The following is a 26,316-nucleotide window of genomic DNA, read 5'->3' on the forward strand; positions in this document are numbered from 1 at the left end:
GGAGCATTCATGCGTTTGCTGCTGGTTGAAGACGATGTTGCCCTCGGCGAGGGCATTCATCAGGCGTTGAGTCGCGAAGGCTACACGGTGGACTGGGTGAAAGATGGCGCCAGCGCCCTCCATGCCTTATTGAGCGAAGTCTTCGACCTGGCCATTCTCGATCTTGGATTGCCCAGGCTGGACGGCCTGGCGGTGTTGCGGCGCCTGCGGGAAAGCGGCTCGGCGCTGCCGGTGCTGATCCTGACGGCACGGGACGCCACCGAGGACCGCATTGCCGGCCTCGACGCGGGGGCCGACGACTACTTGATAAAGCCCTTCGACCTGTCAGAACTCAAGGCCCGCCTGCGGGCGCTGTTGCGGCGCAGTGCCGGCCGCGCGCGGGTCACGATCGAGCACGCGGGCATCCGCCTGGACCCGGCCACCCAGCAAGTCAGTTACAAGAACGAACCCGTCGCCCTCACCCCAAAGGAATACCAGCTGTTGTATGAACTGCTCTCGCCACCGGGCCGGGTGATGACCCGCGAACGGTTGATGCAGTTGCTGTACGGCTGGAACGAAGAAGCAGAGAGCAACACCCTCGAAGTGCACATCCATCACCTGCGCAAAAAGTTCTCCAGCGAGCTGATCCGCACCGTACGCGGCGTCGGCTACCTGGTGGAGGATCGCCCGTGACGTCGATCCGTCGCCGCACGCTAACCCTGATCCTCGGACTGGTGCTGATCGGACTGCTGATCCTGACGCTGGTCAACCTCCACGACAGCAACCACGAAATCGCCGAAGTCTACGATGCCCAGCTCGCCACCAATGCCCGGTTGCTGCAGGGCGTGATGCGCATGCCCCTGGCGCGGCAGGAGCACGCGCAGTTGTACCAGGCGTTCAATGAGGCCCTGGCTCAGGCCGAACCCCGAATCGACGGCCACCCCTACGAGAGCAAAATCGCCTTTCAGGTCTGGGACCTTCAAGGCCGGCTGCTGGTGCACACCCCCAGCGCGCCGAGCCTGACCCGTGCGCCGCAGTACAACGGCTTCAGCGACATCAATGATCTGGGCAAACATGAGTGGCGCACCTTCGTGCTCAGGGACGAGCAACACGACCTGCTGATCTGGGTCGGCGAGCGCGACGACGTGCGCTCGGACCTGGTCAACCGCATCGTTCGCCACACGGTGATCCCCAATCTGATCGGCAGCCTGCTGCTGATGGGCGCGATCTGGCTGGCCATTGGCTGGGGACTCAAGCCGCTGGCCGATCTGGCCGCCACGCTGCGCGGTCGTCATCCGGGCTCCCTCGAACCCTTGCAGCTGGCACCGCTGCCCAGCGAGCTGGAGCCCATGCAAGCGGCCCTGAACAGATTGCTTGGACAGATTCAGGAGGTGCTGAGCCGCGAACGGCGCTTCATCGCCGACGCCGCCCATGAAATGCGCACCCCGCTGGCGGTGCTGCGTGTGCATGCGCAAAATGTGCTCGAGGCACACGATGAGGCACAGCGCGACCAGTCCCTGAGTTACCTCATCGTCGGCGTCGACCGCACGACACGGCTTGTCAATCAGTTGCTGACCGTCGCCCGGATGGAACCCGGTGCCGGCGCGGTGCTCACCCGCAATGCAGATATCGTCGCAGCTGTACGCGAGAGCCTGGTGCAAATAACGCCGTGGGTATTGAGCCGGGGGCTGGAGTTGGTGTTCGACTGCGATGAACCTTCCCTGATGGTAAGAACCGATTTCGCCGCCATCGACATCGCCCTGCAAAACCTGGTCACCAATGCGGTCAATTTTTCGCCCTTGAACGGTCAGGTGGTCGTCACCCTGGGGGTGAGCAATGGCTATTTCCAGCTCAGCGTTGCGGACGAGGGACCCGGCATTGACGAAGCCGAGCGGGAGCGTCTTTTCGAGCGGTTCTACAGTCGCGGCAACGATCAGGGGGCCGGGCTGGGCCTGACCATCGTGCAATCGATTGCACGACGCCTCGGCGGTGAAATCATCCTGGAGAACCGCGCAGGAAAAGGCCTGCGCGCGACGCTATGTGCGCCAGCGAACAGACAGCCCTGAGAAAGCGTACTCACACTGTCGTGGCTTGAACGCTTCGTTCACCAGGGCACATCGGTGCCGGCGCTCCGCTGTGCACACCGCCCAACACGCTGCGTCCGCCGGAGTGCAAGTCATTTAAGGGAAACTAATGACGAGCACATGGACACGCACCAAACAGGCGATCTCCCGGGTCAGGCTGGCGGGTCGCGCCGGGACCCATCCGAAGCTTGCGTTCGCCTACGAACGGCTGCTGCGCGCCGAACTGTTCAACGCCGACCAGATGGCCAGCCACGGCATTGCCCTGGCCACCCAGCATCAGCTCGGCGCAGTCACCACGCGGGACTTTCTGCTGGGCAGGCTGGATGACAACGAGGCATTGCTCAAGGAGAGCTGCAGTGCGTTGACTCAAGCCCAGGCGTCCGAGCGCCGTATGACCCCTGCCGCCGAGTGGCTGCTCGATAATTTTTTCCTCATCGAAGATCACATCCGCACCGCACGGTCCCACCTGCCCAAGGGTTACAGCCGTGAGTTGCCGCGCCTGTGCAATGGGCCTTCCAGCGGCCTGCCGAGGGTTTATGACATTGCCCTTGAGACGATTTCCCACGGTGATGGCCGCTTTGACGAATTGAGCCTCAAGCGCTTCGTCGTCTCTTATCAGACGGTCATGCCGCTGACGCTGGGCGAGTTGTGGGCCATTCCGATCATGCTGCGCCTGGCCTTGATCGAGAACCTGCGGCGGGTGGCCTCACGGGTCATGGCCAACTGGGACGATCGTAATCTGGCCGATGACTGGGCCGAGCGGCTCATCGAGGTGTCCGAGCACGATGTGAAAAGCGTGGTGCTGAGCGTCGCTGACATGGCCCATTCTGCCCCGCCCATGACCGCTGCATTCGTTGCCGAGTTCGCCCGCCGGCTGCAGGGTCAAAGCGCTGCCCTGGCGCTGCCGCTCAACTGGATCGAGCAGTTGCTCGCCGAGACCGGTTCGAGTATCGAGCGGCAGGTGCAATTCGATGCGCAGCAGCAGTCTGCGGATCAGATGTCCATCAGCAACAGCATCGCGAGCCTGCGCCTGCTGTCAGCGACCCCCTGGCGTGAGTTTGTCGAAGCCATGAGCCATGTGGAGCAGACCCTCCAACAGGACCCGGCCGAGGTCTATCCGCGCATGGACTTCGCCACCCGCGACAGCTATCGCCACGTCATCGAACGGCTGGCCCGGCGCAGTGGACGCACTGAGATGTCCGTCGCGCAGACCGTTGTAGCGCTGTCCCGGGAACACCGGAATGCTTCAGCCGGAGACGGTCTCACGCGCCATATCGGGTTTTTCCTGGTGGGCCCCGGAATCGGCGTTCTTGAAGAAAACCTCGGCGCCCGTGTGCCCTTTCACGAACGCTGGAAACGCCTGCTGCAAAGCTCACCGCTGACGTTTTACCTGGCCCCCGCCGGTGCCCTGACGATTATTTTTGCGCTGCCGCTGCTGTCTTCGGCACACCGGGACGGACTGCCTGATCTCGCGCTCATCGCACTGGCAGTGCCTTGCCTGGTCATGACCAGTCGCCTGGCCTTCAGCCTCATCAACTGGCTGGTCACGTTCAGCCTGCTGCCCGCCATGCTGCCGAAGATGGATTACGCCGACGGCATCCCCGATGAGGCGCGCACGCTGGTCGCCGTTCCGACGCTGATCGGTTCTCGCCCGGACGTCGACGAATTGGTGGAAGGCCTGGAGGTCAGGTTCCTGGCCAATCGCGACAGCAATCTTTTCTTCGCGCTGCTGACCGATTTCCTCGATTCACCCACTGAAGTGCAAGCGCCGGATGCCGACCTGCTCGCCTATGCCGCAGAGGCAATCAATCGGATCAACGGCAAGTATGCGGACGAATTGCCGGCGCGGTTTTTCCTGTTTCACCGCCCTCGCCGCTGGAGCGCCAGTGAGCGCGCGTGGATGGGTCACGAGCGCAAACGCGGCAAGCTGACCGACCTCAACGCGTGGCTGCGCGGCGCGGGCGAAGACCGTTTCACCAGCATCGTGGGCGACATATCGGCTCTTGGCACGGTGCGTTATGTGCTGACCCTTGACACCGACACCCTGCTGCCGGGCGAGGTGGCCCGCCAGTGTGTGGCCGCGATGATGCATCCACTCAACCGCCCGGTGTTCGATGCAAGCCGTGCGCGCGTCATTTCCGGGTACGCGCTGTTGCAACCCCAGGTCGGCATCAGCCTGACCAGCACCCCCCGCTCGATCTATTCGCGCCTGTTCGGCAGTGGCGGCGGCGTTGACCCCTACACCCGGGCGGTCTCGGACATCTATCAGGACCTGTTCAAACAGGGCTCCTTCATTGGCAAGGGCATCTACGATGTCGATGCGTTCACCTGTGCACTGGAGGGCTGTCTGCCGGACAACCAGGTTCTCAGTCACGATTTGATCGAGGGCTGCTACGCCCGGTCGGGCCTGCTCAGCGACGTGCAGTTGTATGAGCAATATCCGTCTCGCTACAGCGTGGACGTCAAACGACGTCATCGCTGGATTCGCGGCGACTGGCAACTGATCCCCTGGATCCTGCCCTGGACCCTGAACACGCGCGGCGAATGGTCACGCAACCGTCTCGACGTCATGGCCCGCTGGAAAATCCTCGACAACCTGCGCCGCAGCCTGGAGCCGGCGGCCGTGTTGCTGATGCTGGCCTGGGGTTGGTTCGCCAGCAGTGAACCGCTGGCCTGGACCTTGGCGGTGGTTGGCCTGCTGGTCATGCAACCGCTGCTCAGGACCCTTACTGATGGGTTGCAACCGCCGTTGAACGTGCCTTATCGGCAATACCTGGCCGCGCTGTGCCGGAGTCTGGGGCAAGACCTCGCCCAGATCGCTGCCACCGTCGCATGGTTGCCGTTCGAGATGTATTACAGCGTGGGCGCCATTGCGCGCTCGCTCTGGCGCATCCTGTTCAGCCGCCGCCTTTTGCTGCAATGGGAACCCTCCCGCGAAGTCGAGCGCAACACGCAAAACCCGCTGCCGGCGCTCTACCGCGAGATGTGGATCGGCCCTCTGCTCGCCCTCTGCGGATTCGCCGGCTTGCTGACTGACCCGCTCGCGCTGGCGATCGCCATGCCGTTCCTGCTCGCCTGGGCTGCCGGTCCCTGGATCGCCTGGCGCCTGAGCGCGATGCCGGAAAATGCCGTATTCGAGCCCTCGGTGGAGGCATTGCGCTTCCTTCAGGTGCTCTCGCGGCGGACGTGGGCGTTCTTCGACGAACTCGTCGGGCCGCAGGATAACTGGCTGCCCCCTGACAATATTCAGGAAGAGCCAAAATCGGTGATCGCCCACCGGACCTCTCCGACCAATATGGGTATGGCCTTGCTTGCGCATCTGGCGGCCCACGACTTCGGCTATCTCAGCACCGACCGACTGCTGCAGCGCTTGGCCGCCTCGCTGGACACCATGGACAGCCTGGAGCGTTACCAGCAGCATTTTTACAACTGGTACGACACGCAGACCCTCAAGCCCCTGCGCCCTCAATACATCTCCACCGTTGACAGCGGCAACCTGGCCGGGCACCTGCTGAACCTGCGTGCGGGTTTGATCCAGCTGCCCGACGCCGCGGTGTTCGATGCTGCCATGCTCAAGGGGCTGCGCATCACGCTGGACACGCTGCTTGAAACGACGGACACCGCTGACACCTTGACCGCGCTCTATTCCCTGCTCGAAGCGCCCGCCGGAAGCAATGAAACCGGTGCGCTGTTGACGGCGTTACAGACCGTCCGTGCTCGGGTGGCGGCCATGCCGGCGGGCAGCACCGAAGACAGCGCATATTGGCAAACCGCGTTGCTCGCCCAGTGTGATGACTGGATCGCGGCCCTCGAACGTTATCGACTGCCCACGCCTTCGATCGGTCGACACCCCCGTCGCCGCACGCTGCGGGAGCTGTCCACACTGGAGGAAGCTGACTGGGCTGCGGAGGATCACCCGCGCATTGACGCGGTCCGCCAGGCCGCCCTTGACGCCATCGCCCGGATCGATCGCCTGATCCTGCTGACGGGGGATCTCGCGCAGATGGACTTCTCCCTGCTTTATGACCACAAGCGCGACTTGTTCGTGATCGGCTACAACGCCGACGAGCGTCGCCTGGACACCGGCTATTACGACCTGCTGGCGTCGGAAGTACGCCTGACCAACTTCGTGGTCATCGCTCAGGGTCAGATTCCCCAGCGGGCATGGTTCACCCTCGGGCGACTGCTCGGTGACTCCGCCGGCGTACCGACCTTGATGTCCTGGTCCGGCTCGATGTTCGAATACCTGATGCCCATGCTGGTCATGCCCAACTACGACGGCAGTCTGCTTGACCAGACCTGCCGGGCGGCGGTGGCCGTGCAGATCGAACACGGGAAGCGCCTGGGCATTCCGTGGGGGGTATCGGAATCGGGTTATTACACGCTGGATGCGCATTTCAATTATCAGTACCGGGCGTTCGGCGTTCAGGCCCTCGGCCTCAAGCGCGGCCTGGGCGACGACGTGGTTGTTGCGCCATACGCCAGCGTGCTGGCCTTGATGGTGGACGCCGAGGCGGCCTGCAAAAACCTGCAGCGTCTTGCCCGCAAAGGCGCCTGCGGGCGCTACGGATTCTACGAAGCGATTGATTACACCGAAGCGCGTCTCCCGAGGGGCCAGCGTTACGCCTGGGTGCAGTCCTTCATGGCGCACCATCAGGGCATGAGTCTGCTGGCCTTGGTCAGTGTGTTACTCAATCAGCCCATGCAACGGCGGTTTGAATCCGACCCTGCCCTGCAGTCGGCCCTGCTGCTGTTGCAAGAGCGGGTGCCCAAAGTAGCAGCGCCTTACCTGCAAACCGCCCAGCAGCCGGCCGCAGGGGATACAGGCGCCGGCCAGGAGAATGACCTCAGGGTGTTCGCCAACCCGGGGCTCAAGCGCCCGGCGGTGCAATTGCTGTCCAACGGCAAGTACCACGTCATGCTCAGCAGCGCAGGTGGGGGTTACAGCCGCCTGGAAAACATGGCCGCCACCCGCTGGCAGGAAGACACCACTCGGGATCACTGGGGCACGTTCTGCTACTTGAGGGACGTTGCCACCGGCGCCGTCTGGTCGACCGCCTTTCAGCCGACCTTGCACCGGGCCGAGAGCCACGAGGCAATTTTCAGCGATGCCCGTGCCGAGTTTCGCACCCGGGCACTGGGTTTCGACACCCATATGGAAATCGTCGTTTCCCCTGAAGACAACATCGAACTGCGCCGCCTGCACGTGACCAACCGAGGGGAATCTGCGAGGACGCTGGAGATCACCACCTACGCAGAAGTGGTGCTGGCTTCGCCGGAAACGGACGCCATGCACCCGGCGTTCAGCAAGTTGTTCGTGCAGACCGAGCTGCTGCTGCCGCTGCAAGCCATCGTTTGCAGTCGTCGGCCCCGCGCCAGCGATGAGCACACGCCGTGGATGTGCCACCTGCTCGCGGCTCACGGGGTAGATATTCAGGCCATTTCCTACGAGACCGACCGCGCGCGCTTCATCGGTCGCGGCCGCAGCACCCAGTCGCCGGCAGCGCTGGACCCGGACTGCGAGCAACTGTCTGGCAGCGCCGGCCCGGTCCTGGACCCGATTGTCGCCATCCGTTGCCGGATCACTTTGCAGCCCGGGCAGCAAGGCACCATCGATTTGGTCACGGGTATTGCGGACAGTCGCGACGACTGCCTCTCGCTGATCAACAAATACCGGGATCGGCACCTGGCGGATCGGGTTTTCGATCTGTCATGGACCCACAGTCAGGTGCTGCTGCGTCAGCTCAACGTTTCCCCCGCCGATGCCCGTTTGTTTGAGCAGATGGCCTCGTCACTGATTTACGCCAACGCAGGCCTGCGCGCCGACAGCACCGTGCTGGCGGCCAACCTGCGCAATCAGCAAGGCCTGTGGGGGCAGTCGATTTCAGGCGACCTTCCCATCGTGCTGTTGCAGGTCAGAAGCCTCGAGAATATCGAGCTGGTCCAGAAGATGATTCAGGCCCACGCCTACTGGCGCCAGAAAGGCCTGCTGACGGATCTGTTGATCTGGAACGAAGATCAGGTGGGTTATCGCCAGCAACTGCAGGACGCGATCATGGGACTGGTCACTTCCGGCAGCGAAGCCACGCTGGTGGACCGGCCGGGCGGCCTATTCGTGCGGATGGCGCAGCAGATGTCGAACGAGGACCGCACGCTGATCCTGTCGGCTGCGCGCCTGGTGTTTTCCGAAGGACTGGGGACGCTTGCCGAACAGGTTCAGCGCCGCCGCGTGGTCCGGGTGCACGCGCCGTTTGTAGCGACCCGCCTTTATATGCCAGTGCCATCGAAGGCCCTTGCCCCGTTGCCCATGTCGCTGCCATTGAGCAACGCCTACGGTGGATTCAGCCAGGATGGGCGTGAGTACATCATCAACGCACCGGCCTCCCATCCCACACCAGCGCCTTGGGCCAACGTGATTGCCAATGCCCAGATGGGCACAGTGGTCTCGGAGTCCGGCAGCGCCTACACCTGGGCCGAAAATGCCCACGAATACCGCCTGACGCCCTGGCACAACGACCCGGTGAGCGACCCCGTCGGCGAGGTCATTTACCTGCGGGATGAAGACACCGGGCATTTTTGGTCAGCCACCCCCCAACCTGCCTCGGGCACTGGCGCTTACCGAACGCGCCATGGCTTTGGTTACACCGTGTTCGAGCACGAGGAAGACGGCATTCAGAGCGAGCTCTGGGTTTACGTGGCGCTGGATGCGCCGATCAAGTTCTCCAGGCTGGTGCTGCGCAATGTGTCGGGGCGTGAGCGCAACCTGACGGTGACGGGCTATGTGGAGTGGGTCCTGGGCGATCTGCGCAGCAAATCAGCCATGCACGTGGTCACCCATTCGGACCCTGCCAGCGGCGCATTGTTTGCGCGCAACGCCTGGTCGGTGGAATTCAGCGAGCGTGTGGCGTTTTTCGATACCGACTCCGTCGATCACAGTGTCACGGCGGACCGTACCGAGTTCATCGGACGTTGCGGCAGTTTGCAGTCTCCCGCCGCGATGCGGCATAAGGGGCTGTCCGGAAAAACCGGTGGCGGTCTGGACCCGTGCGCCGCGATACAGGTGACGGTGGCGCTCGCACACGGCCAGGGCACGGAAGTGATCTTGCGGCTGGGAGCGGAGAAAAATCCCCAGGCGGCCACCCAGTTGGTGCAACGCTACAAAGGCGTGCAGGTGGCGGCGGCGGAGTTGCAGAAAGTGAAGGATCACTGGCGCTCGGTGCTTTCCGTTGTTCAGGTGAAGACGCCCGTGCCGGCCCTGGATGTGATGCTCAACGGCTGGTTGATGTATCAAGTGATCGCCTGCCGGTTCCTTGCCCGCAGCGGCTATTACCAGTCGGGCGGCGCCATCGGCTTTCGCGATCAGCTGCAAGACAGCATGGCGATGATTCATGCCGACCCGGCGGCGGCGCGGGCGCATCTGTTGCTGTGCGCGAATCATCAATATGCCGAGGGCGATGTTCAACACTGGTGGCACCCTCCCCTCAATCGAGGGGTGCGCACGGCCTGCTCCGATGATTTCCTGTGGCTGGTGGCCGCCACCAGCCGTTACGTCGAGGTCACCGATGATCTGTCGGTGCTGGACGAACCCGCCGGCTACCTTGAAGGGCGCGCGCTGGGTCCGGGTGAGGAATCCTATTACGACTTGCCCGGAGTATCGCCGCTGCAGGAGCCGGTGTATCGGCACTGTGTCCGCGCCATCGAGCACAGCCTCAGCCGTGGCGAACACGGTCTGCCGCTGATGGGCAGTGGCGACTGGAACGACGGCATGAATCGTGTGGGCTATCTCGGCCGGGGTGAAAGCGTCTGGCTGGGCTTTTTCGGTTGTCAGGTGCTTGAACGCTTCGCGCGGCTCGCCGAACGTCACGGCGACAGCGAATTCTCAGCACGCTGCGGCGAACAGGCGAAACAGCTGCGAGACCACCTGGAAGCCTCTGCCTGGGACGGCGCGTGGTATCGCCGCGGCTGGTTTGACGACGGGCAGCCGCTGGGCTCCTCCGTCAACGATGAGTGTCGGCTGGATTCCATCGCCCAGAGCTGGTCGGTGCTGTCCGGCGCCGGATCACCCGCCCGACAGCGTCAGGCCATGCAGGCGGTGGATCAGTACCTGGTCAAACCCGACATCCGCGCGGTCCTGCTGCTTGATCCCCCGTTCGACAAGGGCCTGCAAGACCCGGGCTACATCAAGGGCTATGTGCCGGGCGTGCGCGAGAACGGTGGGCAGTACACCCACGCGGCTGTCTGGGCGGCAATGGCCTTTGCGCAGCTGGGCGACACGACCAAAGCCTGGGAGCTGTTGCACATGATCAACCCGGCCGACCCCCTCAACGGCGCCAGGATCGACACCTATAAAGTCGAACCCTATGTGATGGCGGCCGATGTCTACGGTATTGCGCCCCATGCAGGACGGGGCGGCTGGACGTGGTACACCGGCTCCGCAGGCTGGATGTACCGTTTGGGCGTCGAGTCGCTGCTGGGGCTTCAACGCACCGGCAATCTGCTGCAGCTAAACCCTCTGATGCCGGTGGACTGGCCCGGGTTTACCCTGAGCTACCGATTCGCAGAGACGCAGTATCACTTCGAGGTGGTCCGCGGCGATGCCCAGGGCAGCTCAATGACTCTGGATGGCGAGCCGGTCGAGGGTGACACGCTTACGCTGGTGAATGATGGCGTGGAACGCCGGGTGCGCATTGAGTGCGGCGGCTCGCGGCCCGCAGCGTCAGCGGCAGGGGAATACGCGAAGGCGGCCGATGATTGACCTCCAGTGCCGGCGCCGCGCTGGAGTACTCTCTGTTGGTCGTCCCCTCTTCCGGAGTTTCCGTATGTGCACCGCGCCGCAGCCGATCGACAATCACTTGCTGGCTGCGCTGGCCGATGAAGAACTCAGTCGGCTGGCGCCGCACATGGAATGGGTGGTTCTGGTATTGGGCGAGGTGCTGTATGAGCCCGGGGACACCTTGCGTCATGTGTACTTTCCCACCGACTCGATCGTGTCCCTGCTGCAGGTCACTGAAAGCGGCGCCTCGGCAGAGATCGCCGTGGTCGGCAACGAAGGGCTTGTCGGCATCGCGGTGTTCATGGGCGGCGAGAGCACGTCCAGCCGCGCCGTTGTTCAGAGCGCCGGGGGAGCGTTCCGGCTGGCCGGCCATAAACTCAAGGAAGAGTTCGATCGTCACGGCGACCTGTTGCTGCTCATGCTGCGCTACACCCAGGCCTTGATTGCGCAAATGTCACAGACCGGCTTGTGCAATCGGCACCATTCGATCGATCAGCAGTTGTGCCGCTGGTTGCTGTTGTCGCTGGATCGGCTGGCAGGCAATCAGCTGACCATGACCCAGGAACTCATGGCCAACATGCTGGGTGTTCGCAGAGAAGGCGTGACCGAGGCAGCGGGCAAACTGCAGCGCCAAGGCATCATCGAATACAGCCGGGGCCAGATCAAGGTCCTTGACCGCTCGCGACTGGAACAGTTGAGCTGCGAATGTTATTCAGTGGTGAAGGCCGAGTCCGACCGCTTGCTGAGCTACACCCCACAAACGTGAGTGATCGGGTCATCATTAGGGTCTTGAAGGCTCGATACGGTGATTGCACAGATCGGATAAAAACGGCCTCAGGAACTTCAGCATCCACGGGACCCTTTGATGGCGATCAGATACATCCGCAGCCTGACCGGCAGAAGACGCACCCCCGCCGCTAACCGGCACCTTGGCTTCGCCCTGGCTTTTGTGGCCGGGGCCATCAATGCCGGGGGCTTTCTGGCGGTTCAGCAGTACACCTCACACATGACCGGGATCGTCTCGTCCATGGCCGACAACGCGGTGTTGGGTGCGTACGAACTGGTCGTGCGCGGCGGCAGCGCCCTGCTGTCCTTCATGGCAGGGGCGGCCTGTTCAGCCATCATGGTCAACTACTCCCGCCGCAAACGCCTGCACAGCGCGTTTGCGCTACCGCTGCTGTTAGAAGCTTTTTTGCTGATCTGCTTCGGCTTTCTGGGCGCCAGGCTGGCGGCGGTGGACGGATTGGTCGTGTCGCTGACCGTGATGCTGCTGTGCTTCATCATGGGCCTGCAAAATGCCCTCATCACCAAGGTTTCCAAAGCCGAAATCAGAACCACGCACATCACCGGCATCGTCACCGACATCGGCATTGAGCTGGGCAAACTCTGCTACTGGAATGGCGCCACCCCGCCCGGGCAGCCGCGAGTGCTCGCGAACCGTGCGCGCCTGAACATATTGACCGTCCTGGCCTTGAGCTTTTTCGCCGGCGGGGTGGCGGGTGCGTACGGGTTTAAACACGTCGGGTACATCGCGACCGTGCCGCTCTCGCTGGTCCTCGGAACGCTGGCCATTGTGCCTGCGCTGGACGATGTGCGGCGGTATGTCCGGCGTGCAGTGCGTGGGTGACCTGTCGGCAGACGTGCCCGTACAGGATCGACACGCCAAGCGAAGCAGCCGAACGGTTGCCAACCGCTTCTACAAGTGAGCACGCACGTCATCCTGATCACAGAAAGCAGTGTCAGTCCCGCTGAACCTACAGCGAGCTCACCTCCGGATTCAGCCGTTCCAGCACCTGCCTGCTATTGCCGCCGCCAAACAGACTCATCAGGTCCATGACCCGGACCGGGTCTTTGGGGTCGACGCTCAGCTGGATGCCGTCGTTTTTGCCTTTGAACAGTTTGACCATCAGCTCGCAGCCATCACTGAGCATCGGGGCTTTTTCCCGCATCCCGCTTTCACAACTTTTCTGCCAGTTATCGAGGCTTTTCTCGAACCAGGCCTGGCGCTGTTTGTCGGCACTGCCGGCAGTCGGGTCCAAGGGCGTGGCGTAGCGTTGTTCGAGCAATGCGCTGCGTTTGACCATGCCCTTGTCCTTGAAACTGACGTTCAATTCGCTTAATTCAGCTCGGGCGAATGCGGCTTGCACGCCTTGCGCTGCACCGCCGAGCAACCCGTAGACGGCCATCTCGCCGCCGCGCTGCAAGTCATTGATCGTACGGTGAAGGTCCTTGACGTTATCCATGCGGTAGCTGGCACTGAAGGTGAACAGGTCTGGCATGTCCACAAAGGTCTCACCCGTAGCGCGGGTGGCGTCGTCATCCAGGTCCAGAAACAGCGTGAGGTCGAACGGTTTGAGCTCGTTGCGGCCGCTGCTTAATAACGGGCCAAAATTATTCATGCCCCTTGAGCCACCGCCCATCCCCATCAGGCCGGCCATTCCGCCCAGGTCCTGCAGACTTTGCAGCGAGCTGCTGGAAGCCTGTATGCCGCTGGCTTCGATGCGCACACGACTCCGGCTGTCGTTGTTGATCAGGTCGGTCACGATGACTTTATCGGCGCGCAGACCGCCCGCCTTCCCCTCGCCAAACTCGACGCCCTTGATCACGACCTTGCCGCCAAAGGGCGAGGAGCTGACCGAGGCCCAACTGACAGTCCCATTGAGATGGTTGTCATACACAAAGTCATCGAGGCGCTTCTGGGCCTGTTTGCCTGCATAGGCACACAAGCCAAAGTAGCCCGCAGCGAGTATCGCCACAGCCGCAGCAGGGACAAGCAGTTTTTTCTGGATCATTGCACATCCCCCTGAATGTTCCGGTCAGGCCAGGCCTGTTTGAATACCTGGCGCGCCGCGTCGGGCGTCCAGCTGTCGTCGCCCAACTGCATGCGCATGATTTTCAGCGGATCACGTAAATCGGTGCAGCCGTCTCCGGCGCAGGCTTGCAGGTAAGTCACCGCTACCAGGGTCAGCGGCAGGTCTTCGCTGTCTCGCTTGACCGGGTCCAGAGTGACCTCGCCTTTGGCCAGGAACCAGCCCTTCTCAGGCTTAAGGTTGGGGCCGACCACATCCAGTTGCGACTCATAGGGGTAATCGGTTTCCCAGCGTCCATCTGTCTTGCCGACGATGTGCACAATCTGGCTGTACTGCGCTTTGCCGCCGGCTACCAGCCGCGCATAGCCGCCCCCGGAAGTGGGCGCATAGCTGACGTCGGTCAGCAGGCGAGACTGGATGTATTTAGCGTCGCTGCTTTCGGTTTTCAGCTGGGCAAACTGCTGGAGCTGGGTCTGGGCCTGGTAGCCGGCCTGCTCAAGTTTTCTCTGCTCTTCGTACTGGCGCTGACGGTCCGCAGCGCGTTGTTGCTCAGCGACCTGCGCTTCATGCATAAACAGGTAGTTGTTGGCGTTTTGCGGGTTGAACTGCCAGCTTTTGGTGCCCCAGTTCCGGTTGATATTGGATTCATACAGCCAGCTGTCGCGGTCATTCTTCACAAGGCCCTGCGGCACGTCTCGAACGGCGATGAAGTTGACGTTCGGGGTTTTCGGCTGGACCTGGTCCAGAGCGCTCAGGGCGGTGAACACCGTGGTTTTAATGGTTTCAAGCTGGCGGAAAAGCTCCTGGTTTTCGGTCACGGCCACCAGCGCCGGACTGCGGGTATCCCAATAGCCACTCCAGCTGTAAGACGCTCGCAGCAAGTAATGGATGCCGCTGGCCGGGTCACTGGAGAGCAGCATCAGGGCGTTTTTCTGGTTATCAAAGCCTACGATAGGAAGCTGCGGCGCTTGTTTGTTGAACGGGATGCCTCGATGAAAACTGCCTTCGTATTCCTTCAGCTTCACCCCGTCTGCCCGTAGCACCACCACTGCCCCCTCACCCGCAGCGTAGCCATCGGAACCGCAGGTAACACCGGTGGATTTTGCATTCACGAAGCGGGTGTCACCGTCTGGCTTGTAGGTGGTACGAAACAGGCAACCGTTCTGGTCTTTGAGTTCCAGGAAAAAGGTGGCAGCCTTGATCGCGTCGGCCTCGGACGGTGGCGTCCAGCCGGATACCGCAAAAGCCGGCGTCACGGGAGTGATCGTTTTGGGCACAGGGGACGGCGGAACCGGTGCCGACTCAGACGCTTGTGGAACTGCGGCAGCGGGCACAGGCGGTGGGACTGGATCTGCAGCCACAACGGGTGCAGGAGCCGGGGATGGAACTCGATCTTCCGTCACAGCCGGTGCAGGAACTGGCGGCTGGACTGGGGCCGTAGCTGCAACGGGTGCAGGAACGGGCGGCACCGGGGCCGGGTTTGGCTCGGAGACAGGCGCAGCGGCAACCTTGGCTGCCGGCACGGCCAGCATGTCAGCCACGACGACATGGCTGGACCATTCCTCCGCCTTGGCAGCCACCCCAATGGCAACGATCTGGCCTTGGGCGTTGTAGCTTTTCCAGTTCACCGTGGCAGCACTCGGGCACTGGCTGGCGAGCAGGCCGCCGAGTTTGGGCAGCAGGCGCGCGATGGCATCGTTGTCCGGCTTGCCGGCGAAGGCAAAACGCAGCGCCAGCGGATTCGTGCACCACGGCTGATTGTCGGCATGGTCCACGAAGACTTCGACGTTCTCGCCTTTGGAAAAGGCCAGCCGGTAGGCAGCAGCATGGGCATTCGGGCACACGGCAAGCGCCAACAGGGTCAGTGGCAACAGTTTGCTTACGCTGTTCATCAAATCAGTTCCCAAGCGCCGTCACCCGCCTGGCAGGCCTTGACGGTTTGCTTCTCAGCCTGACTGTCCTTGGCTTTCACGTCGTAGGTAATCGTGCGGCAGGTGGTTTGTGCGGTCAGTTTGTCTTCCACCGGTTTGGCGTCGATGGCGTCAAGGTCCACGCCCTGTTTCGCAGCGCTGGCAACGTCGAGGTGGTCCAGGTCAGTGGCGTTGTCGGCGGAGCCTTGTGTGGCAGCACTGCTGGCAACCGCAATGGGTTTGGGTGCAACGGCCTCCACCAGTGGGGCATACACATAGCCTACGGTGACGCCACGGCGGCCGACCATGATCCAGTCATTGTGGGTGCGGCCCAAGGCGGTGAACGTCGAACTCGGGGGTAACCCACCCACTTTGTCGGCACTGCTGTCCGGGGCGCTGCGCAAGTTGGCCGACTTGATGGTGCGGTAAGGTTTATTGATGACGGTCATGTCGGTGACCGGCTGAATCTTCGGCAGGCGCTTTACCGCCACCTGCCGCGACTGCGTTTCGGTACTCACCGGGGTGATCTGCGCGCTGCTGCCGCTGTGATTGGACTGCCAGGTAGCGGCCTGGCCGTCCTGGTTTCTGTTGAGGACTTGCTGGGTTTGTGCAGCGAGGGCGAGACGGTCGGTTTCATCCATTTTCGCGCCGATGGTTTTGCCCAGCAATGCGCCAGCCAGGCCGCCGATCAACATCGCTGCGGTTCGCCCGCCTCCGCCGCCGATGCGGCTGCCGATCAGCACACCAGCGGCGCCGCCGATTACGGTGCCAATGTTTTCCTTGTTAGCCCAGTCGGGACCCGACGTGGCGCAACCGGATGAAAAACCAATGCTCAACACGAGCAACGCAGCAGTGGCCTTTTTTGCCAAACCCATCGCACAGTCCTCTGAGGTGAAGGAGAGATATGCAGGGATGAGTTAGCACGGTGAAATCGTTGATCGGCCTTCATCCCTGAAGAAGTGCGCGGATTACACACAAATTCCAAAAGAGTCACAACCGTTTTTATGGCTGACAGTCGGTTCGGGGGAAGAACAGCGGGCTGCGACTGGAGCAACAGCCAGCCAACGCTCCGTTTCCAAACGAGCCTTGCATAGGGATAGGGAGTACCCCTATGCTGCATTCCGTCCAGGCAGGGGGTATCCGATGGGTCATATCGCAGCAAACAAAAACGATCTTCTCAAGCGTGTTAAGCGCATCGCCGGACAACTCCAGGCCGTCGAACGGGCATTGGAGTCGGATCTCGACTGCGCCAGGACACTGCACCTTGTCGCCGCCACTAGGGGGGCCATCAACGGCTTGATGGAGGAGATCATTGAAGACCACGCCCGCGCGCATATTGCGGATCCGGGTCTCAGCGAAGCCGAGCGCAGCAAAGGTGTCGAAGAGCTTCTTGAAGCCATTCGTCGTTATTCCAAGTGAACACATCTCGGCGGTCACTCATGAACAGCAGCATCAACTACGCACACGACCACGTGTTCCTCGGCTCAGCCCACGATGAGAATGCCAGGCGCACACTGTGGGTGGTGGCCCTGACGGTTGTGATGATGGTGGGTGAAATCGCCGCCGGGTATGTCACGGGCTCGATGGCGTTGCTGGCCGATGGTTTTCACATGGCCACCCATGCCGGTGCATTGGGCATCGCCGCGGCCGCCTATGGGTATGCCAAGCGCAACGCGTCCAGCAAGCGTTACAGCTTCGGCACAGGAAAGGTTGGAGATCTGGGCGGGTTCGCGTCGGCGCTGATCCTCGGTATGGTTTCCCTGGGGATCGGCATCGAGTCTGTCATGCGCCTCTTGCAGCCAACGGACGTTCAGTTCGGCACCGCTACCCTCATCGCGATTGCCGGGTTGATGGTCAACATCGTTAGCGCCCTGTTGCTGGGCGACGGGCACAGTCACGGACACGATCATGACCATCATCATGATGATCACGGCCATAACCATGCCCATCATGGCAACGACAACAATTTGAAATCGGCCTATGTCCACGTCCTCGCAGACGCGCTGACTTCAGTGCTGGCCATCGCTGCCCTGCTCGCCGGTCGCTACCTGGGCTGGGTGTGGCTGGACCCGGCCATGGGCATCGTCGGCGCCATCGTTATCGCGCGGTGGGCATGGACCTTGATGAAAGTCACCGCAGGCGTGTTGCTCGATCAGACTGACGCGCACGTTGCCGAGGAGATCCGCCAGCGGGTTGAAGAACCGGGGGATGCCACCATCACCGACTTGCACGTGTGGCGGGTTGGACCCCAAGCCCATGCGGCCATCGTCAGCGTCCTCGGCGCGGCCACTGCGAACGCCGACACCATTCGAGAACGCCTCCAGCCGGTCCATGAAGTCAGGCACCTGACGGTCGAATTTCGACCGGGCTGATTGAGCACCTCTGCCCCTCATCAAAAGGAAATTGCGATGCCACCCGGCAAACGTGAACAGGCGCGAATCGAACGTCGGTTAATTGCGACGCTGACCGACGCGTGCGAAACCGCAAAAGGTGAAATCAAAGGCTTCACCTGGCTGACCCACCTTGCTGACCTGGAGGCGTTGGCTGAAACCCTGAAGGTGATCTGGGTGTTCGAAACGCTCGCGGACAGCAAGCTCGCTCAGGTTGAAGCGAAGGCTCGCCTTTTTGAGCTGACGGCCATTGCGTTGAATGAAGCCGGCATTGCTCTGAAGCTGTCAGATCGCAATGTCCGCTTTGACTCTGAGGAAGAATGCCAGCGCAGTCACAGTGGCAACTGGCAGAAGCGACTGGCTAAGGATCACTGACGATGGCGAAGGAAATCGAAAATCCGTGCATCGCTGTGTGCCAGCTCAGGGGTGATCTGTGTGTGAGTTGTGGCCGGACCAAGGAAGACATCAGAAAGTGGAAACGCATGAAGCGCCCTGAAAAGATGGCGGCCGTGCTAAGAGCGAGCGCGCGTTTGAAAGCGTTGAAATAGGCATGGGGAGGGTCGTTCCTCCTGAATGGCCGCCGTGGGTCCAGCGTGCAAGTAGCTGGGCCATGAACGGCCCATCAAAAGGTTTTACCCTGGAGCAAGCCAACAAAATCAGGCGTCCTGCAGAATCAGGCCATCGCCCTTCTCCGCCACCGGCGATGCCTGGGAGCGATGACCCTGATGGCCCCAGACCGAGGCGCTCCATACCGGTTGCTGAGGTCTCAACGATTCGACCAGCCCTCCACGGTGCGCACCAGATCGGTGAGGTCACGTCCGCCGCCGTCCTGTTGCGCGGCTACGTTCCACAGTTGACGCGCCGCGTTGCCCAGCCACATCGGCACGCCCAGCGCCTGGCATTCCTCGACGGCCAATCCGATGTCCTTGCACACGCTTGAAATCGGGAAGCCAAAGTCGAACGTACCGGGCAGGACGTGTTTGGGAAATTTGTCCATCGTCGCGCCGTTCTTGCCGCTGCCCGCGTTGATCACCGCCATCATGACTTCGGGGTCCAGCCCGCCTTTCACGCCTGCGACGAAGGCTTCGCTGGTGATGGCGAACGCGGTGGTCGAGAGCATGTTGTTGAGCAGCTTGAGCAACTGCCCCTGCCCGGGCTGTTCGCCAACGATGAACACCTTGCCGAACACGTCGAACAACGCACGCACTCGCTCGACTGCCGCCGGTTTGCCCGCCACCATCAGCGCCAGCGTGCCCTTTTCTGCGCCCGCTGCGCCGCCGCTGACAGGCGCGTCAACGGTGTCGATGCCTTTCGCCGACAGCCCTTGGGCGACTTCCTGCTCGGCCCGGGAACCGACGGTGGAAAGGTCCACCAGAATGCGCACCCTGTTGCCCTCGACGATCCCGTCCGCGCCCAGCGCCACGGCTTTGAAAATGGCCGGACTCGGCAGGCTGGTGAAGACGATTTCGGCGCTGTCGGCCACTTCCCGTACGCCGCCCGCGACTCGCGCACCCAACGCGCCGAGTTCATCCAGCGCGCCTTGATCCTTGTCGTAGATGACCAGCGAGTGGCCCTGCTCCAGAAGCCGGCGCGCCATCGGCCGACCCATGACGCCGACGCCGATGAAGCCCAGTAGGTGATTGCTCATGATGGATTTCCTGCCTGTCAGAGACTCGCCAGACGCATCAGCGCACCGGCATCGGTTGAATGTTCCAGTTTCCACAACGCGTCGATCAACGGTTGCGGCTCGCACCCCGAACGGCCATAGGCGGTGAGATCGCGCAGTTTGTTTTCGAGAAAATGGTCACTGAGCGGCGCATCGAGGCTGCCGAGGGAAACGTCGAGGTTTCGGGTGAGGACCGAGCCTGAGTGGAAGACGATGCGCACCTGTGCCGACTCCACCGGGTAATCGGCGTCATCCACGAACTGCAACCGCCCGTAAAGCGCGCGCACCCGTTGATCGCTGACCGCTGCGTCGCTGAATTCGGCCAGCCCCGCCCTGCCCGTCGCCAGGCTGACGGCCACGGCATGTTGCGCGCTGACCTGGGATTCGCGGCCAAGGCGTATGTCGGGCCGGTCCGTGCGTTGGCGCAATAAAGGATGCCCCGTGAGTTCGATGCGCTGAATGTCCTCGAGCGCCCAGCTGCGATCCCGCCCCAATTCGAGACAAGCCTGAATCACCGGGTTGAGCACCACGCCACATGGATAGGGCTTGTAGGTGTTGGCCGACAAGGCCCAGCGCTCGCCCAGCCCTGCGCTTATTTCGTCCAGCCGTGGCTGCTCGCCGAAGACGTTCAGAAACCCCCGCTCCCCCTCCAGCGGCTGGTCTGGCCCGGCGAACCCCTCTTTTGCCAGCAAGGCCGAGAGCAGGCCATTGCGCGCGGCGTTGCCGACGCCGATGCTCTTCGCGGCGCTGCCGAGGGTTTCCACCAGCCCGCTGGCCTGTGCGCTGGCATTGCCAAACGCCCACACCAGTTGCCGGGCATCAAGGCCCAGGACCTTGCCGACAGCGGCGGCCGCGCCGAAGACGCCGCAGGTCGCGGTGATGTGCCAACCACGCCGGTAATGTTCGGGGGAAATGGCCATGGCGATGCGGCACTCGACGTCGACGCCCAGCACGAACGCCAGCAGCAGCTGCTCGCCGCTGATCACGCGGGTTTCCGCCAAAGCGAACAGCGCCGCAGCCACCGGCGCCGTGGGGTGCAGGATCGTTGGAATGTGCGTGTCGTCGTAGTCGAAGACGTTGGCGCTCATGGCGTTCAGCGACGCCGCGCTGAGCATGTCCATGACCTCAGCGCGGCCAATCAAGTGAGCTTCGCCACCCCCGTTGAAGCGCGAAAACAGTGTCGCGGCCCTGACGACGTCCGGGTCGCTGCAGCCTGCGAGGGACACCGCGAAATAGTTGACCAGCGCGCGATGGGCTTCATGTCGTACGTGGGCGGGAATGTCCGACCAGGTCGCGCGTTCGATGAACTGCGCGAGTTGATGGCTTAGGGTTTGAGTCATGGGGTATCCATTTTCTTAAGGTCTGACGCTGTCACCACTGCGGGTGCTTTTGGTGCATGGCTCACCCCGCCATCCACCCATCATCCACCGGCAACGTCGCGCCGGTGATCGAGCTGGCCGATTCGCTGCACAGGTAGACGATCAGATCGGCCACGTGACTGGCCTCGATGAAGCGCCCGGTGGCCTGTTTGCCTTGCAGGAATTCCACGGTCGCGGCCTGCCGGTCGAGCTGTTTTTCGGCCATCAGCGCGGTCAGTCGGCTTTCGATGTTGGGTGTCAGCACCGAGCCAGGGCACACTGCGTTGCACGTAATGCCCTGCCCCTGGGTTTCCACCGCCACGGCGCGGGTCAGGCCCAACAGCGCGGTCTTGGTGGTCACGTAATCGATGCGGTTGGCGATGGCCCGCGATCCGTAGGCCGACGACAGATTGAAAATCCGCCCCCACCGCCGTTCACGCATTCCCGGCAACACCCGCTGAATCGCCAGAAACGCCGCCGTGACATTCACCGCCAAGGCCTGATCCCAGCGCGCGAGGGGAAACTCATCCAGGGGGGCGAAATGCCGGATCACCGCGTTGTTCACCAGCACGTCAACCCGCCCTGCCGATGCGATCAACGCCTCGACGCCCGCTGGCGTGGACAGGTCCGCCTGCACATAACGCACCTGCACATCGTGGGAGCGCAGCAGATCCTCACGGGCCTGGCGCACCGCGTCAGGCGCGGCCAGACCGTGCAGGACCACGTCATACCCCGCTGCGGCCAGGCCTTTGCCCATCGCCAGCCCGAGGCCGTCCGACGACCCGGTCACCAGCGCCGTGCGCCCCTTCATACCCCGGCTCCGTGGGCGTCGATACGCACCGCGAACGAGGGATCGCTCGCATCAACGGGCGCGAAGCGATTCATCACGTCAGGGTCATGGCCAGGAATCACCACCGCACCGGGACGCTGCAACCATTCGCGAATGCGCTCGTAGCCCCGGTACATGTCCGCCAGGCTGTCAAGCACCGCGAACGGCCGGTCCTGCTCCAGTTCGTCGTAATAGTGAATAGCGTCCGAGGCGAGGATCACCGGGCCTTCAGGCATTTCCACCACCACGGCCATCTGCCCCGGCGTATGGCCGCCGAGTTCGTACAGCTCAATGCCCGGAATCAGCGTGTTCTGCGGCGTGTCGAGCAGTGTGATGCGGCCTTCGCGGTGCAGCGCCTGAATGCGTTCGATGTCCAGCGGGTCGATGTGGTGGCCGTACTGCGGGCGCTTGCCCATGTCGGTGCCCCAGAATTCGAACTCTTTGCGCGACATGACGATCTTCGCGTTGGGGTACAGGCCCAGGTTCCCGGCGTGGTCGTAATGGGCGTGAGTCAGTACCAGCAATTTGACGTCTTTGGGGTCGATGCCAAGGCGAGCCAATGCATCTGCAGGCGCGACCACGGGTTGCCGTTTACGGGCGATTGCTGCTTCCGGGCTGAAACCGGTGTCGATGACGATGGTCTGCTCGGCGCTGCGGAAGATCCAGAAAAAATAGTCCATGGTCATCGCCGCGTCCGGTTCGCGGTAAGCGCCGAAGTTGTAATAGCACTCGCTTTTGGTGGTCTGCCGGGTGCCGTACCGCACCACAATCACTTCGGGGTCGGTCCAGTCCGGTCTGACGGTCGATGGCGTGTTCATGGGGAAACTCCAGATAAGGTCTGTGTTCAGGGCCTGATGGCTTGCGGCGTCGTTATTGTTAGAGGAGTCGGGACGCAGCGTTATCGAGGATTATTGGGCGCCGCCTCCAGAGCCTGCTCCAGCAACGGCGCTGCCAGCTGCGCGCCATGGATGCCGATGACACTGACGATCTCCAGCATTTCCATGATCTCTTCCCTGGTCGCGCCGTAACGCAGCGCGTTGCGCATGTGCAGCTTGAGGCCCGGCACATAGAGGTGCGTGGCGGCAGCGTCGAAGGCGCAATACATCAGCTCCTTGACCTTGGGCTCCAGCACGCCGGTGCGCCATGGCACCGAGGAAAATTCGACGTAGGTTTCGAACATCTCCGGGTCCAGTTCCAGCAGGCCCTCCCAGGACGGATGCCAATAGCCCCGGTTTTCGATGAAGCTCGCCTTGAGGGCTTCGCGGCGCGCATCCAGGGGTGCCGGGCCGTTGCGCATGCCCTCTTCTTCCAGCACTTCCAGCAACACCGGCACCCCGACGTTGGAGGCGTGAATGCCGACCGTGCTGATCAGTTCCAGCACCTCGGTCAGTTCCTCGCGGGTCGCGCCGTGCTGAATGGCCGCATGGATGTGTTCCTGAATGCCGGGTTGGAACAGGTGTGTGGCGTTGGCACTGGCGACGAGGGCGACGAACGACTTGACCTTGTGCGGCAGGTGATTCTTCTGCCAGGGCACTGAGGCGAAACCGGCGTAGGCTTCGACAAAACCGGGGTCCAGACGCAGCAGGCTGTCCCAGCCGGCATTCCAGGTCCCGTGACGTTCAAACGCGGCTTTGGCCTGTTGTTGTTTTTCGGTGAGGCTCATGGTGTTCCTCGCTGAACATTGAAGAGCGTTGCATGACCTGCGGGCGCCAATTCATTCACGATGGGCCGGAACATCCGACAGGCCTTTGTCGTCTGCCCTATCGATTCGCAAATGAATTCGCTCTGACAGGGGATGACGGCGTTCAGGCTCAATCCGCCCCACGCAGATAATCCACATCTGCCACCGATTCCTGCCACACGGTCTTGCCGATGGACGTGGCGGTGTGGACCATGAAGTTCGTGGTATTGGCGCCGTGCCAGTGCCGCTCATTGGGGCCGATCCACACGGTGTCGCCCTGGCGGATGGGCTGTGGCGCGCTGCCTTCCAGACAGATCCAGCCGCTGCCCGACGTCACGTACAGCACCTGCCCCTGTTCGTGGTAATGCCAGTAGGTGCGCGCGCCGGGGTAGAACGAAACGTTGTTGATGGTCACCCCATCCGTGGTGGGCATGACCGGGTCGGCCCAGACCACGCCGGTGAACGTCGCGCCACGCTGTTCGGAAATCGCGCCTTCGACAGCGCCGTGAAAAACTTTCATGCCTTGTCTCCTTTCTTGTTCTCTATGGCCGATTCGTGCAGGCGTACCCCACCGGACAGGTCGCCGATGGCGTCTACCACGCGGTTGCTGATCAGGTCGCCGTAGCCGAGCGCCGTTTGCAGGCCGAAGCTCGTCAGCGGACCCGATGCATTGAGCGAGGCGACCCCCAGTTCGCGGACGCGATCCAGGTACAGCACCACGTCCTTGGTCATCAATTTGCCGGTCAGGCCGCCTTCAAGGTAATTGCCATCGACGATGTGCGGGAAGCGGTTGAGCGTGGCGAAATTCACCCCACTGCTGCTGTTCAACACGTCGAGCAAGCGATGCAGGTCGAGGCCCGCCTTCTTGCCGGCAACCATCACCTCCGCCGTGGCCGCCAGGCTGACGGCGTTGAGGAAGTTGTTCAGCAGTTTGGTGGTGTGGCCGGCACCGCTTTCGCCCATCAGGAACACCTTGCTGGCGATCGGCTTGAACACCCACGCCAGGGTGTCCACGGTCGCGCTGTCGCCACCGACCATCAAGGTCAGCGCGCCCTTCTCCGCTGCTGCCGCGCCACCGGAAATCCCGGCGTCGACGTACTGCACGCCGCGCTCGGCAAACAGCCCGTGCAAACGCATCGTCGAACTCGCCGCCGCAGTGCTCAAATCAACGACCACCTGCCCCTCGCGACAATGCTCCAGGAGTCCGTTCGGCCCTTCGACGACGGCCTCGACCACCTTGCTGTCTGGCAGCGACAGCAGCACGACGCCGGCCTCGGCCGCCACGTCGGCGACCGATCCGGCCACCTGCGCGCCAGCGGCCTTGACCCGCTCGCCGTCGGTGTCATACCCGAGCACGCTCAGCCCGGCATTCACCAGGCAGCGCGTCATGCGCCCGCCCATGTTGCCCAGACCGATGAAACCCACGGTTTTGCTATTCACGACAGCTCTCCTCACGTGCAGAGAATTCTAGAAATCCACGTCTTTGGTTTCCGGCCCCATGTAGGCGCCGATGGTCGCGATCACGCCGCCAATCACCAGCAGCACGGCCGGGGTAACGGTGAGCGGCATGAATTCGCCCAGCCAGGCCATGTAGAAGGCGTAGAACGACGGGATGATCACTGACAGGCTGAAACCGACACCGAAGCCGGTGGCGCGCACGTCGGTCACGAAACGCTCGTTGATGTAGGTCACGATCACGCCCCATGGCGCGGTCACCAGCACCGAGAGCACGCAGACCAGCGTGATGATCACCGGCAACGTGAGCCCCTGGACGTTGGCCAGGACGTACATGATCGCGGCGCCCAGGGTGGCGATGATCGGCCCGAGAATGATGAAGAAGCGCCGACGGCCGATCTTCTGCCCGATCATGCCGGACGCGATATAACTGAAGAACAGCACCGAATAGGCGATCAGCAGCGTCCCGGTGACCTCCATGCCCGAGAGGTGCAAGGTGTTGCGCAGCAAGCCGGTGGGCAGAAAGATGGTGATGATGTTCTGGGTCAGCCAGAAGCCGGTCATCATCAGCAACACTTGCAGCAGGTTGCGCCCGCTTTTGCCCCGCAGCAGATCGGTGAGCGGCAGCTTCTCGCGGGGTTTGTTGCCCGCTTCGCTTTCCCAGATTTCCGATTCCGACACCGCGTAGACGTAGTACAGCGCCAACATGCCCGCCAGCACGGCACCGATCACGAACGGAATGCGCCAGCCCCATTGCACGTAAGGCGAGCCGGGCCCATCAAGGGGGAACAGCATGAACATCAGCATCGCCACCAGGTTGATGGTGACGTAGGCCAACGGGAAGCCGGCGATAATCAAGCCGCCCACGAACCCGCGTTGGTGCTTTTTCGAATACTCAATCGCCAGCGGCATCGCGCCGGTGTAACCGCCGCCGAGAAAAATGCCGTCGACGAAACGCAGCAGCACCAGCAGCCAGTACGACGCGATGCCGATGCTTTCATAACCGGGCAGCAACGCGATCAGAAGCGTGACCACGCCGAAGCCGGATACCGAGTAGATCGACGCCATGCGCCGCCCGGTCTTGTCAGCGATCATGCCGAACAGCAAGGCGCCGATGGGGCGGCCCAGCAGCGTGGTGATGAACACCAGCGAGGCCAGAATCGCCGCCATGCCGGGCGACAGTTGCGCGGGCTGGAAATAGAACAACACCGGGGACAACACCACCACCGGCAAGTAGATGTCGAACATGTCGATGTATTCGGAGAAAAACGCGCCCTTGATGGCGTTCCTCCTCTTATGCTCGATCGACTGTTCGGTTTCAGCCGCCGATCTGGCTGGGGCGTAGGTGCTCATGACGTTTTCCTTATAGTTATTGTCGGAC

Annotated in this window: 20 protein-coding genes; 9 read left to right on the plus strand and 11 right to left on the minus strand. The window is 62.4% G+C overall.

Features of this window, described 5'->3' with window-relative positions; genetic code table 11:
• Positions 1 to 9 precede the first annotated feature (9 nt).
• The 5 genes from IFT47_RS07320 to IFT47_RS07340 all read left to right on the plus strand — a co-directional run bounded on the left by IFT47_RS07320 (position 10) and on the right by IFT47_RS07340 (position 12,463).
• Entirely contained in the window at positions 10 to 672 is a 663-nt protein-coding gene (locus IFT47_RS07320) for a response regulator (protein WP_133770422.1), read from the plus strand.
• Positions 669 to 2,045: an ATP-binding protein gene (locus tag IFT47_RS07325; RefSeq protein ID WP_192172576.1), complete on the plus strand. Its 1,377-nt coding sequence runs from the start codon at positions 669 to 671 to the stop codon at positions 2,043 to 2,045. Before IFT47_RS07320 ends, IFT47_RS07325 begins: the two co-directional genes overlap by 4 nt.
• 127 nt (positions 2,046 to 2,172) lie before the next feature.
• Positions 2,173 to 10,818: a GH36-type glycosyl hydrolase domain-containing protein gene (locus tag IFT47_RS07330; RefSeq protein WP_192172575.1), complete on the plus strand. Its 8,646-nt coding sequence runs from the start codon at positions 2,173 to 2,175 to the stop codon at positions 10,816 to 10,818.
• A 64-nt stretch (positions 10,819 to 10,882) separates the two neighbouring features.
• Entirely contained in the window at positions 10,883 to 11,602 is a 720-nt protein-coding gene (locus IFT47_RS07335) for a Crp/Fnr family transcriptional regulator (protein ID WP_192172574.1), read from the plus strand.
• Between the two features lie 99 nt (positions 11,603 to 11,701).
• Positions 11,702 to 12,463, plus strand: a complete 762-nt coding sequence (locus IFT47_RS07340; protein WP_192172573.1) for a YoaK family protein — start codon at positions 11,702 to 11,704, stop codon at positions 12,461 to 12,463.
• A gap of 127 nt (positions 12,464 to 12,590) precedes the next feature.
• Here the strand turns inward: IFT47_RS07340 and IFT47_RS07345 are convergent, their stop codons facing one another.
• The 3 genes from IFT47_RS07345 to IFT47_RS07355 are packed head-to-tail and all read right to left on the minus strand — an operon-like array spanning position 12,591 to position 16,431.
• Complete coding sequence (locus tag IFT47_RS07345) at positions 12,591 to 13,628, minus strand: hypothetical protein (RefSeq protein WP_192172572.1); 1,038 nt, start codon at positions 13,626 to 13,628, stop codon at positions 12,591 to 12,593.
• Positions 13,625 to 15,538, minus strand: coding sequence for a hypothetical protein (locus IFT47_RS07350; protein ID WP_192172571.1), 1,914 nt, complete (start codon positions 15,536 to 15,538; stop codon positions 13,625 to 13,627). The genes IFT47_RS07345 and IFT47_RS07350 overlap by 4 nt, the downstream gene beginning before the upstream one ends.
• Positions 15,538 to 16,431 carry an SH3 domain-containing protein gene (locus IFT47_RS07355; protein ID WP_192172570.1) on the minus strand — a complete coding sequence of 298 codons (894 nt, stop codon included), beginning with the start codon at positions 16,429 to 16,431 and terminating at the stop codon, positions 15,538 to 15,540. Before IFT47_RS07355 ends, IFT47_RS07350 begins: the two co-directional genes overlap by 1 nt.
• A 268-nt stretch (positions 16,432 to 16,699) precedes the next feature.
• Between IFT47_RS07355 and IFT47_RS07360 the strand changes: the two genes are divergently transcribed.
• From IFT47_RS07360 to IFT47_RS07375, 4 genes are read left to right on the plus strand one after another with little or no spacing between them, the layout of a single operon-like run.
• Positions 16,700 to 16,975 carry a metal/formaldehyde-sensitive transcriptional repressor gene (locus tag IFT47_RS07360; protein WP_192172569.1) on the plus strand — a complete coding sequence of 92 codons (276 nt, stop codon included), beginning with the start codon at positions 16,700 to 16,702 and terminating at the stop codon, positions 16,973 to 16,975.
• A gap of 20 nt (positions 16,976 to 16,995) precedes the next feature.
• Positions 16,996 to 17,928 carry a CDF family Co(II)/Ni(II) efflux transporter DmeF gene (gene dmeF, locus IFT47_RS07365; RefSeq protein WP_192172568.1) on the plus strand — a complete coding sequence of 311 codons (933 nt, stop codon included), beginning with the start codon at positions 16,996 to 16,998 and terminating at the stop codon, positions 17,926 to 17,928.
• Between the two features lie 36 nt (positions 17,929 to 17,964).
• Positions 17,965 to 18,321 carry a hypothetical protein gene (locus IFT47_RS07370; RefSeq protein WP_192172639.1) on the plus strand — a complete coding sequence of 119 codons (357 nt, stop codon included), beginning with the start codon at positions 17,965 to 17,967 and terminating at the stop codon, positions 18,319 to 18,321.
• Between the two features lie 2 nt (positions 18,322 to 18,323).
• Complete coding sequence (locus tag IFT47_RS07375; RefSeq protein WP_192172567.1) at positions 18,324 to 18,494, plus strand: DUF1289 domain-containing protein; 171 nt, start codon at positions 18,324 to 18,326, stop codon at positions 18,492 to 18,494.
• 218 nt (positions 18,495 to 18,712) lie between these two features.
• On the opposite strand, the gene IFT47_RS07380 is transcribed toward IFT47_RS07375, so the two are convergent.
• The 8 genes from IFT47_RS07380 to IFT47_RS07415 all read right to left on the minus strand — a co-directional run bounded on the left by IFT47_RS07380 (position 18,713) and on the right by IFT47_RS07415 (position 26,288).
• Entirely contained in the window at positions 18,713 to 19,594 is an 882-nt protein-coding gene (locus IFT47_RS07380) for an NAD(P)-dependent oxidoreductase (protein WP_192172566.1), read from the minus strand.
• 17 nt (positions 19,595 to 19,611) lie between these two features.
• Complete coding sequence (locus tag IFT47_RS07385) at positions 19,612 to 20,952, minus strand: MmgE/PrpD family protein (protein ID WP_192172565.1); 1,341 nt, start codon at positions 20,950 to 20,952, stop codon at positions 19,612 to 19,614.
• 61 nt (positions 20,953 to 21,013) lie between these two features.
• Positions 21,014 to 21,781, minus strand: coding sequence for an SDR family NAD(P)-dependent oxidoreductase (locus IFT47_RS07390; RefSeq protein ID WP_192172564.1), 768 nt, complete (start codon positions 21,779 to 21,781; stop codon positions 21,014 to 21,016).
• A complete protein-coding gene (locus IFT47_RS07395; protein ID WP_192172563.1) occupies positions 21,778 to 22,617 on the minus strand; it encodes an N-acyl homoserine lactonase family protein in 840 nt (279 codons plus the stop codon). The genes IFT47_RS07390 and IFT47_RS07395 overlap by 4 nt, the downstream gene beginning before the upstream one ends.
• Before the next feature lie 80 nt (positions 22,618 to 22,697).
• On the minus strand, positions 22,698 to 23,462 hold the full coding sequence (locus IFT47_RS07400) for a carboxymuconolactone decarboxylase family protein (protein ID WP_192172562.1): 765 nt from the start codon (positions 23,460 to 23,462) through the stop codon (positions 22,698 to 22,700).
• A 148-nt stretch (positions 23,463 to 23,610) separates the two neighbouring features.
• Positions 23,611 to 24,000: a cupin domain-containing protein gene (locus tag IFT47_RS07405; protein WP_192172561.1), complete on the minus strand. Its 390-nt coding sequence runs from the start codon at positions 23,998 to 24,000 to the stop codon at positions 23,611 to 23,613.
• Entirely contained in the window at positions 23,997 to 24,920 is a 924-nt protein-coding gene (locus IFT47_RS07410; RefSeq protein ID WP_192172560.1) for an NAD(P)-binding domain-containing protein, read from the minus strand. Before IFT47_RS07410 ends, IFT47_RS07405 begins: the two co-directional genes overlap by 4 nt.
• Positions 24,921 to 24,947: 27 nt before the next feature.
• A complete protein-coding gene (locus IFT47_RS07415; RefSeq protein ID WP_192172559.1) occupies positions 24,948 to 26,288 on the minus strand; it encodes an MFS transporter in 1,341 nt (446 codons plus the stop codon).
• Between the last annotated feature and the right edge of the window lie 28 nt (positions 26,289 to 26,316).

Source organism: Pseudomonas sp. CFBP 13711 (assembly GCF_014842265.1).
Taxonomy (GTDB): Bacteria; Pseudomonadota; Gammaproteobacteria; order Pseudomonadales; family Pseudomonadaceae; genus Aquipseudomonas.

Excerpts from the sequence above, each read along its gene's own strand:
- IFT47_RS07320 (WP_133770422.1), top strand. The coding sequence starts at position 10 with ATGCGTTTGCTGCTGGTTGAAGACGATGTTGCCCTCGGCGAGGGCATT.
- IFT47_RS07330 (WP_192172575.1), top strand. The coding sequence starts at position 2,173 with ATGACGAGCACATGGACACGCACCAAACAGGCGATCTCCCGGGTCAGG.
- IFT47_RS07335 (WP_192172574.1), top strand. The coding sequence starts at position 10,883 with ATGTGCACCGCGCCGCAGCCGATCGACAATCACTTGCTGGCTGCGCTG.
- IFT47_RS07340 (WP_192172573.1), top strand. The coding sequence starts at position 11,702 with ATGGCGATCAGATACATCCGCAGCCTGACCGGCAGAAGACGCACCCCC.
- IFT47_RS07345 (WP_192172572.1), bottom strand. The coding sequence starts at position 13,628 with ATGATCCAGAAAAAACTGCTTGTCCCTGCTGCGGCTGTGGCGATACTC.
- IFT47_RS07350 (WP_192172571.1), bottom strand. The coding sequence starts at position 15,538 with ATGAACAGCGTAAGCAAACTGTTGCCACTGACCCTGTTGGCGCTTGCC.
- IFT47_RS07355 (WP_192172570.1), bottom strand. The coding sequence starts at position 16,431 with ATGGGTTTGGCAAAAAAGGCCACTGCTGCGTTGCTCGTGTTGAGCATT.
- IFT47_RS07360 (WP_192172569.1), top strand. The coding sequence starts at position 16,700 with ATGGGTCATATCGCAGCAAACAAAAACGATCTTCTCAAGCGTGTTAAG.
- dmeF (WP_192172568.1), top strand. The coding sequence starts at position 16,996 with ATGAACAGCAGCATCAACTACGCACACGACCACGTGTTCCTCGGCTCA.
- IFT47_RS07370 (WP_192172639.1), top strand. The coding sequence starts at position 17,965 with ATGCCACCCGGCAAACGTGAACAGGCGCGAATCGAACGTCGGTTAATT.
- IFT47_RS07375 (WP_192172567.1), top strand. The coding sequence starts at position 18,324 with ATGGCGAAGGAAATCGAAAATCCGTGCATCGCTGTGTGCCAGCTCAGG.
- IFT47_RS07380 (WP_192172566.1), bottom strand. The coding sequence starts at position 19,594 with ATGAGCAATCACCTACTGGGCTTCATCGGCGTCGGCGTCATGGGTCGG.
- IFT47_RS07385 (WP_192172565.1), bottom strand. The coding sequence starts at position 20,952 with ATGACTCAAACCCTAAGCCATCAACTCGCGCAGTTCATCGAACGCGCG.
- IFT47_RS07390 (WP_192172564.1), bottom strand. The coding sequence starts at position 21,781 with ATGAAGGGGCGCACGGCGCTGGTGACCGGGTCGTCGGACGGCCTCGGG.
- IFT47_RS07395 (WP_192172563.1), bottom strand. The coding sequence starts at position 22,617 with ATGAACACGCCATCGACCGTCAGACCGGACTGGACCGACCCCGAAGTG.
- IFT47_RS07400 (WP_192172562.1), bottom strand. The coding sequence starts at position 23,462 with ATGAGCCTCACCGAAAAACAACAACAGGCCAAAGCCGCGTTTGAACGT.
- IFT47_RS07405 (WP_192172561.1), bottom strand. The coding sequence starts at position 24,000 with ATGAAAGTTTTTCACGGCGCTGTCGAAGGCGCGATTTCCGAACAGCGT.
- IFT47_RS07415 (WP_192172559.1), bottom strand. The coding sequence starts at position 26,288 with ATGAGCACCTACGCCCCAGCCAGATCGGCGGCTGAAACCGAACAGTCG.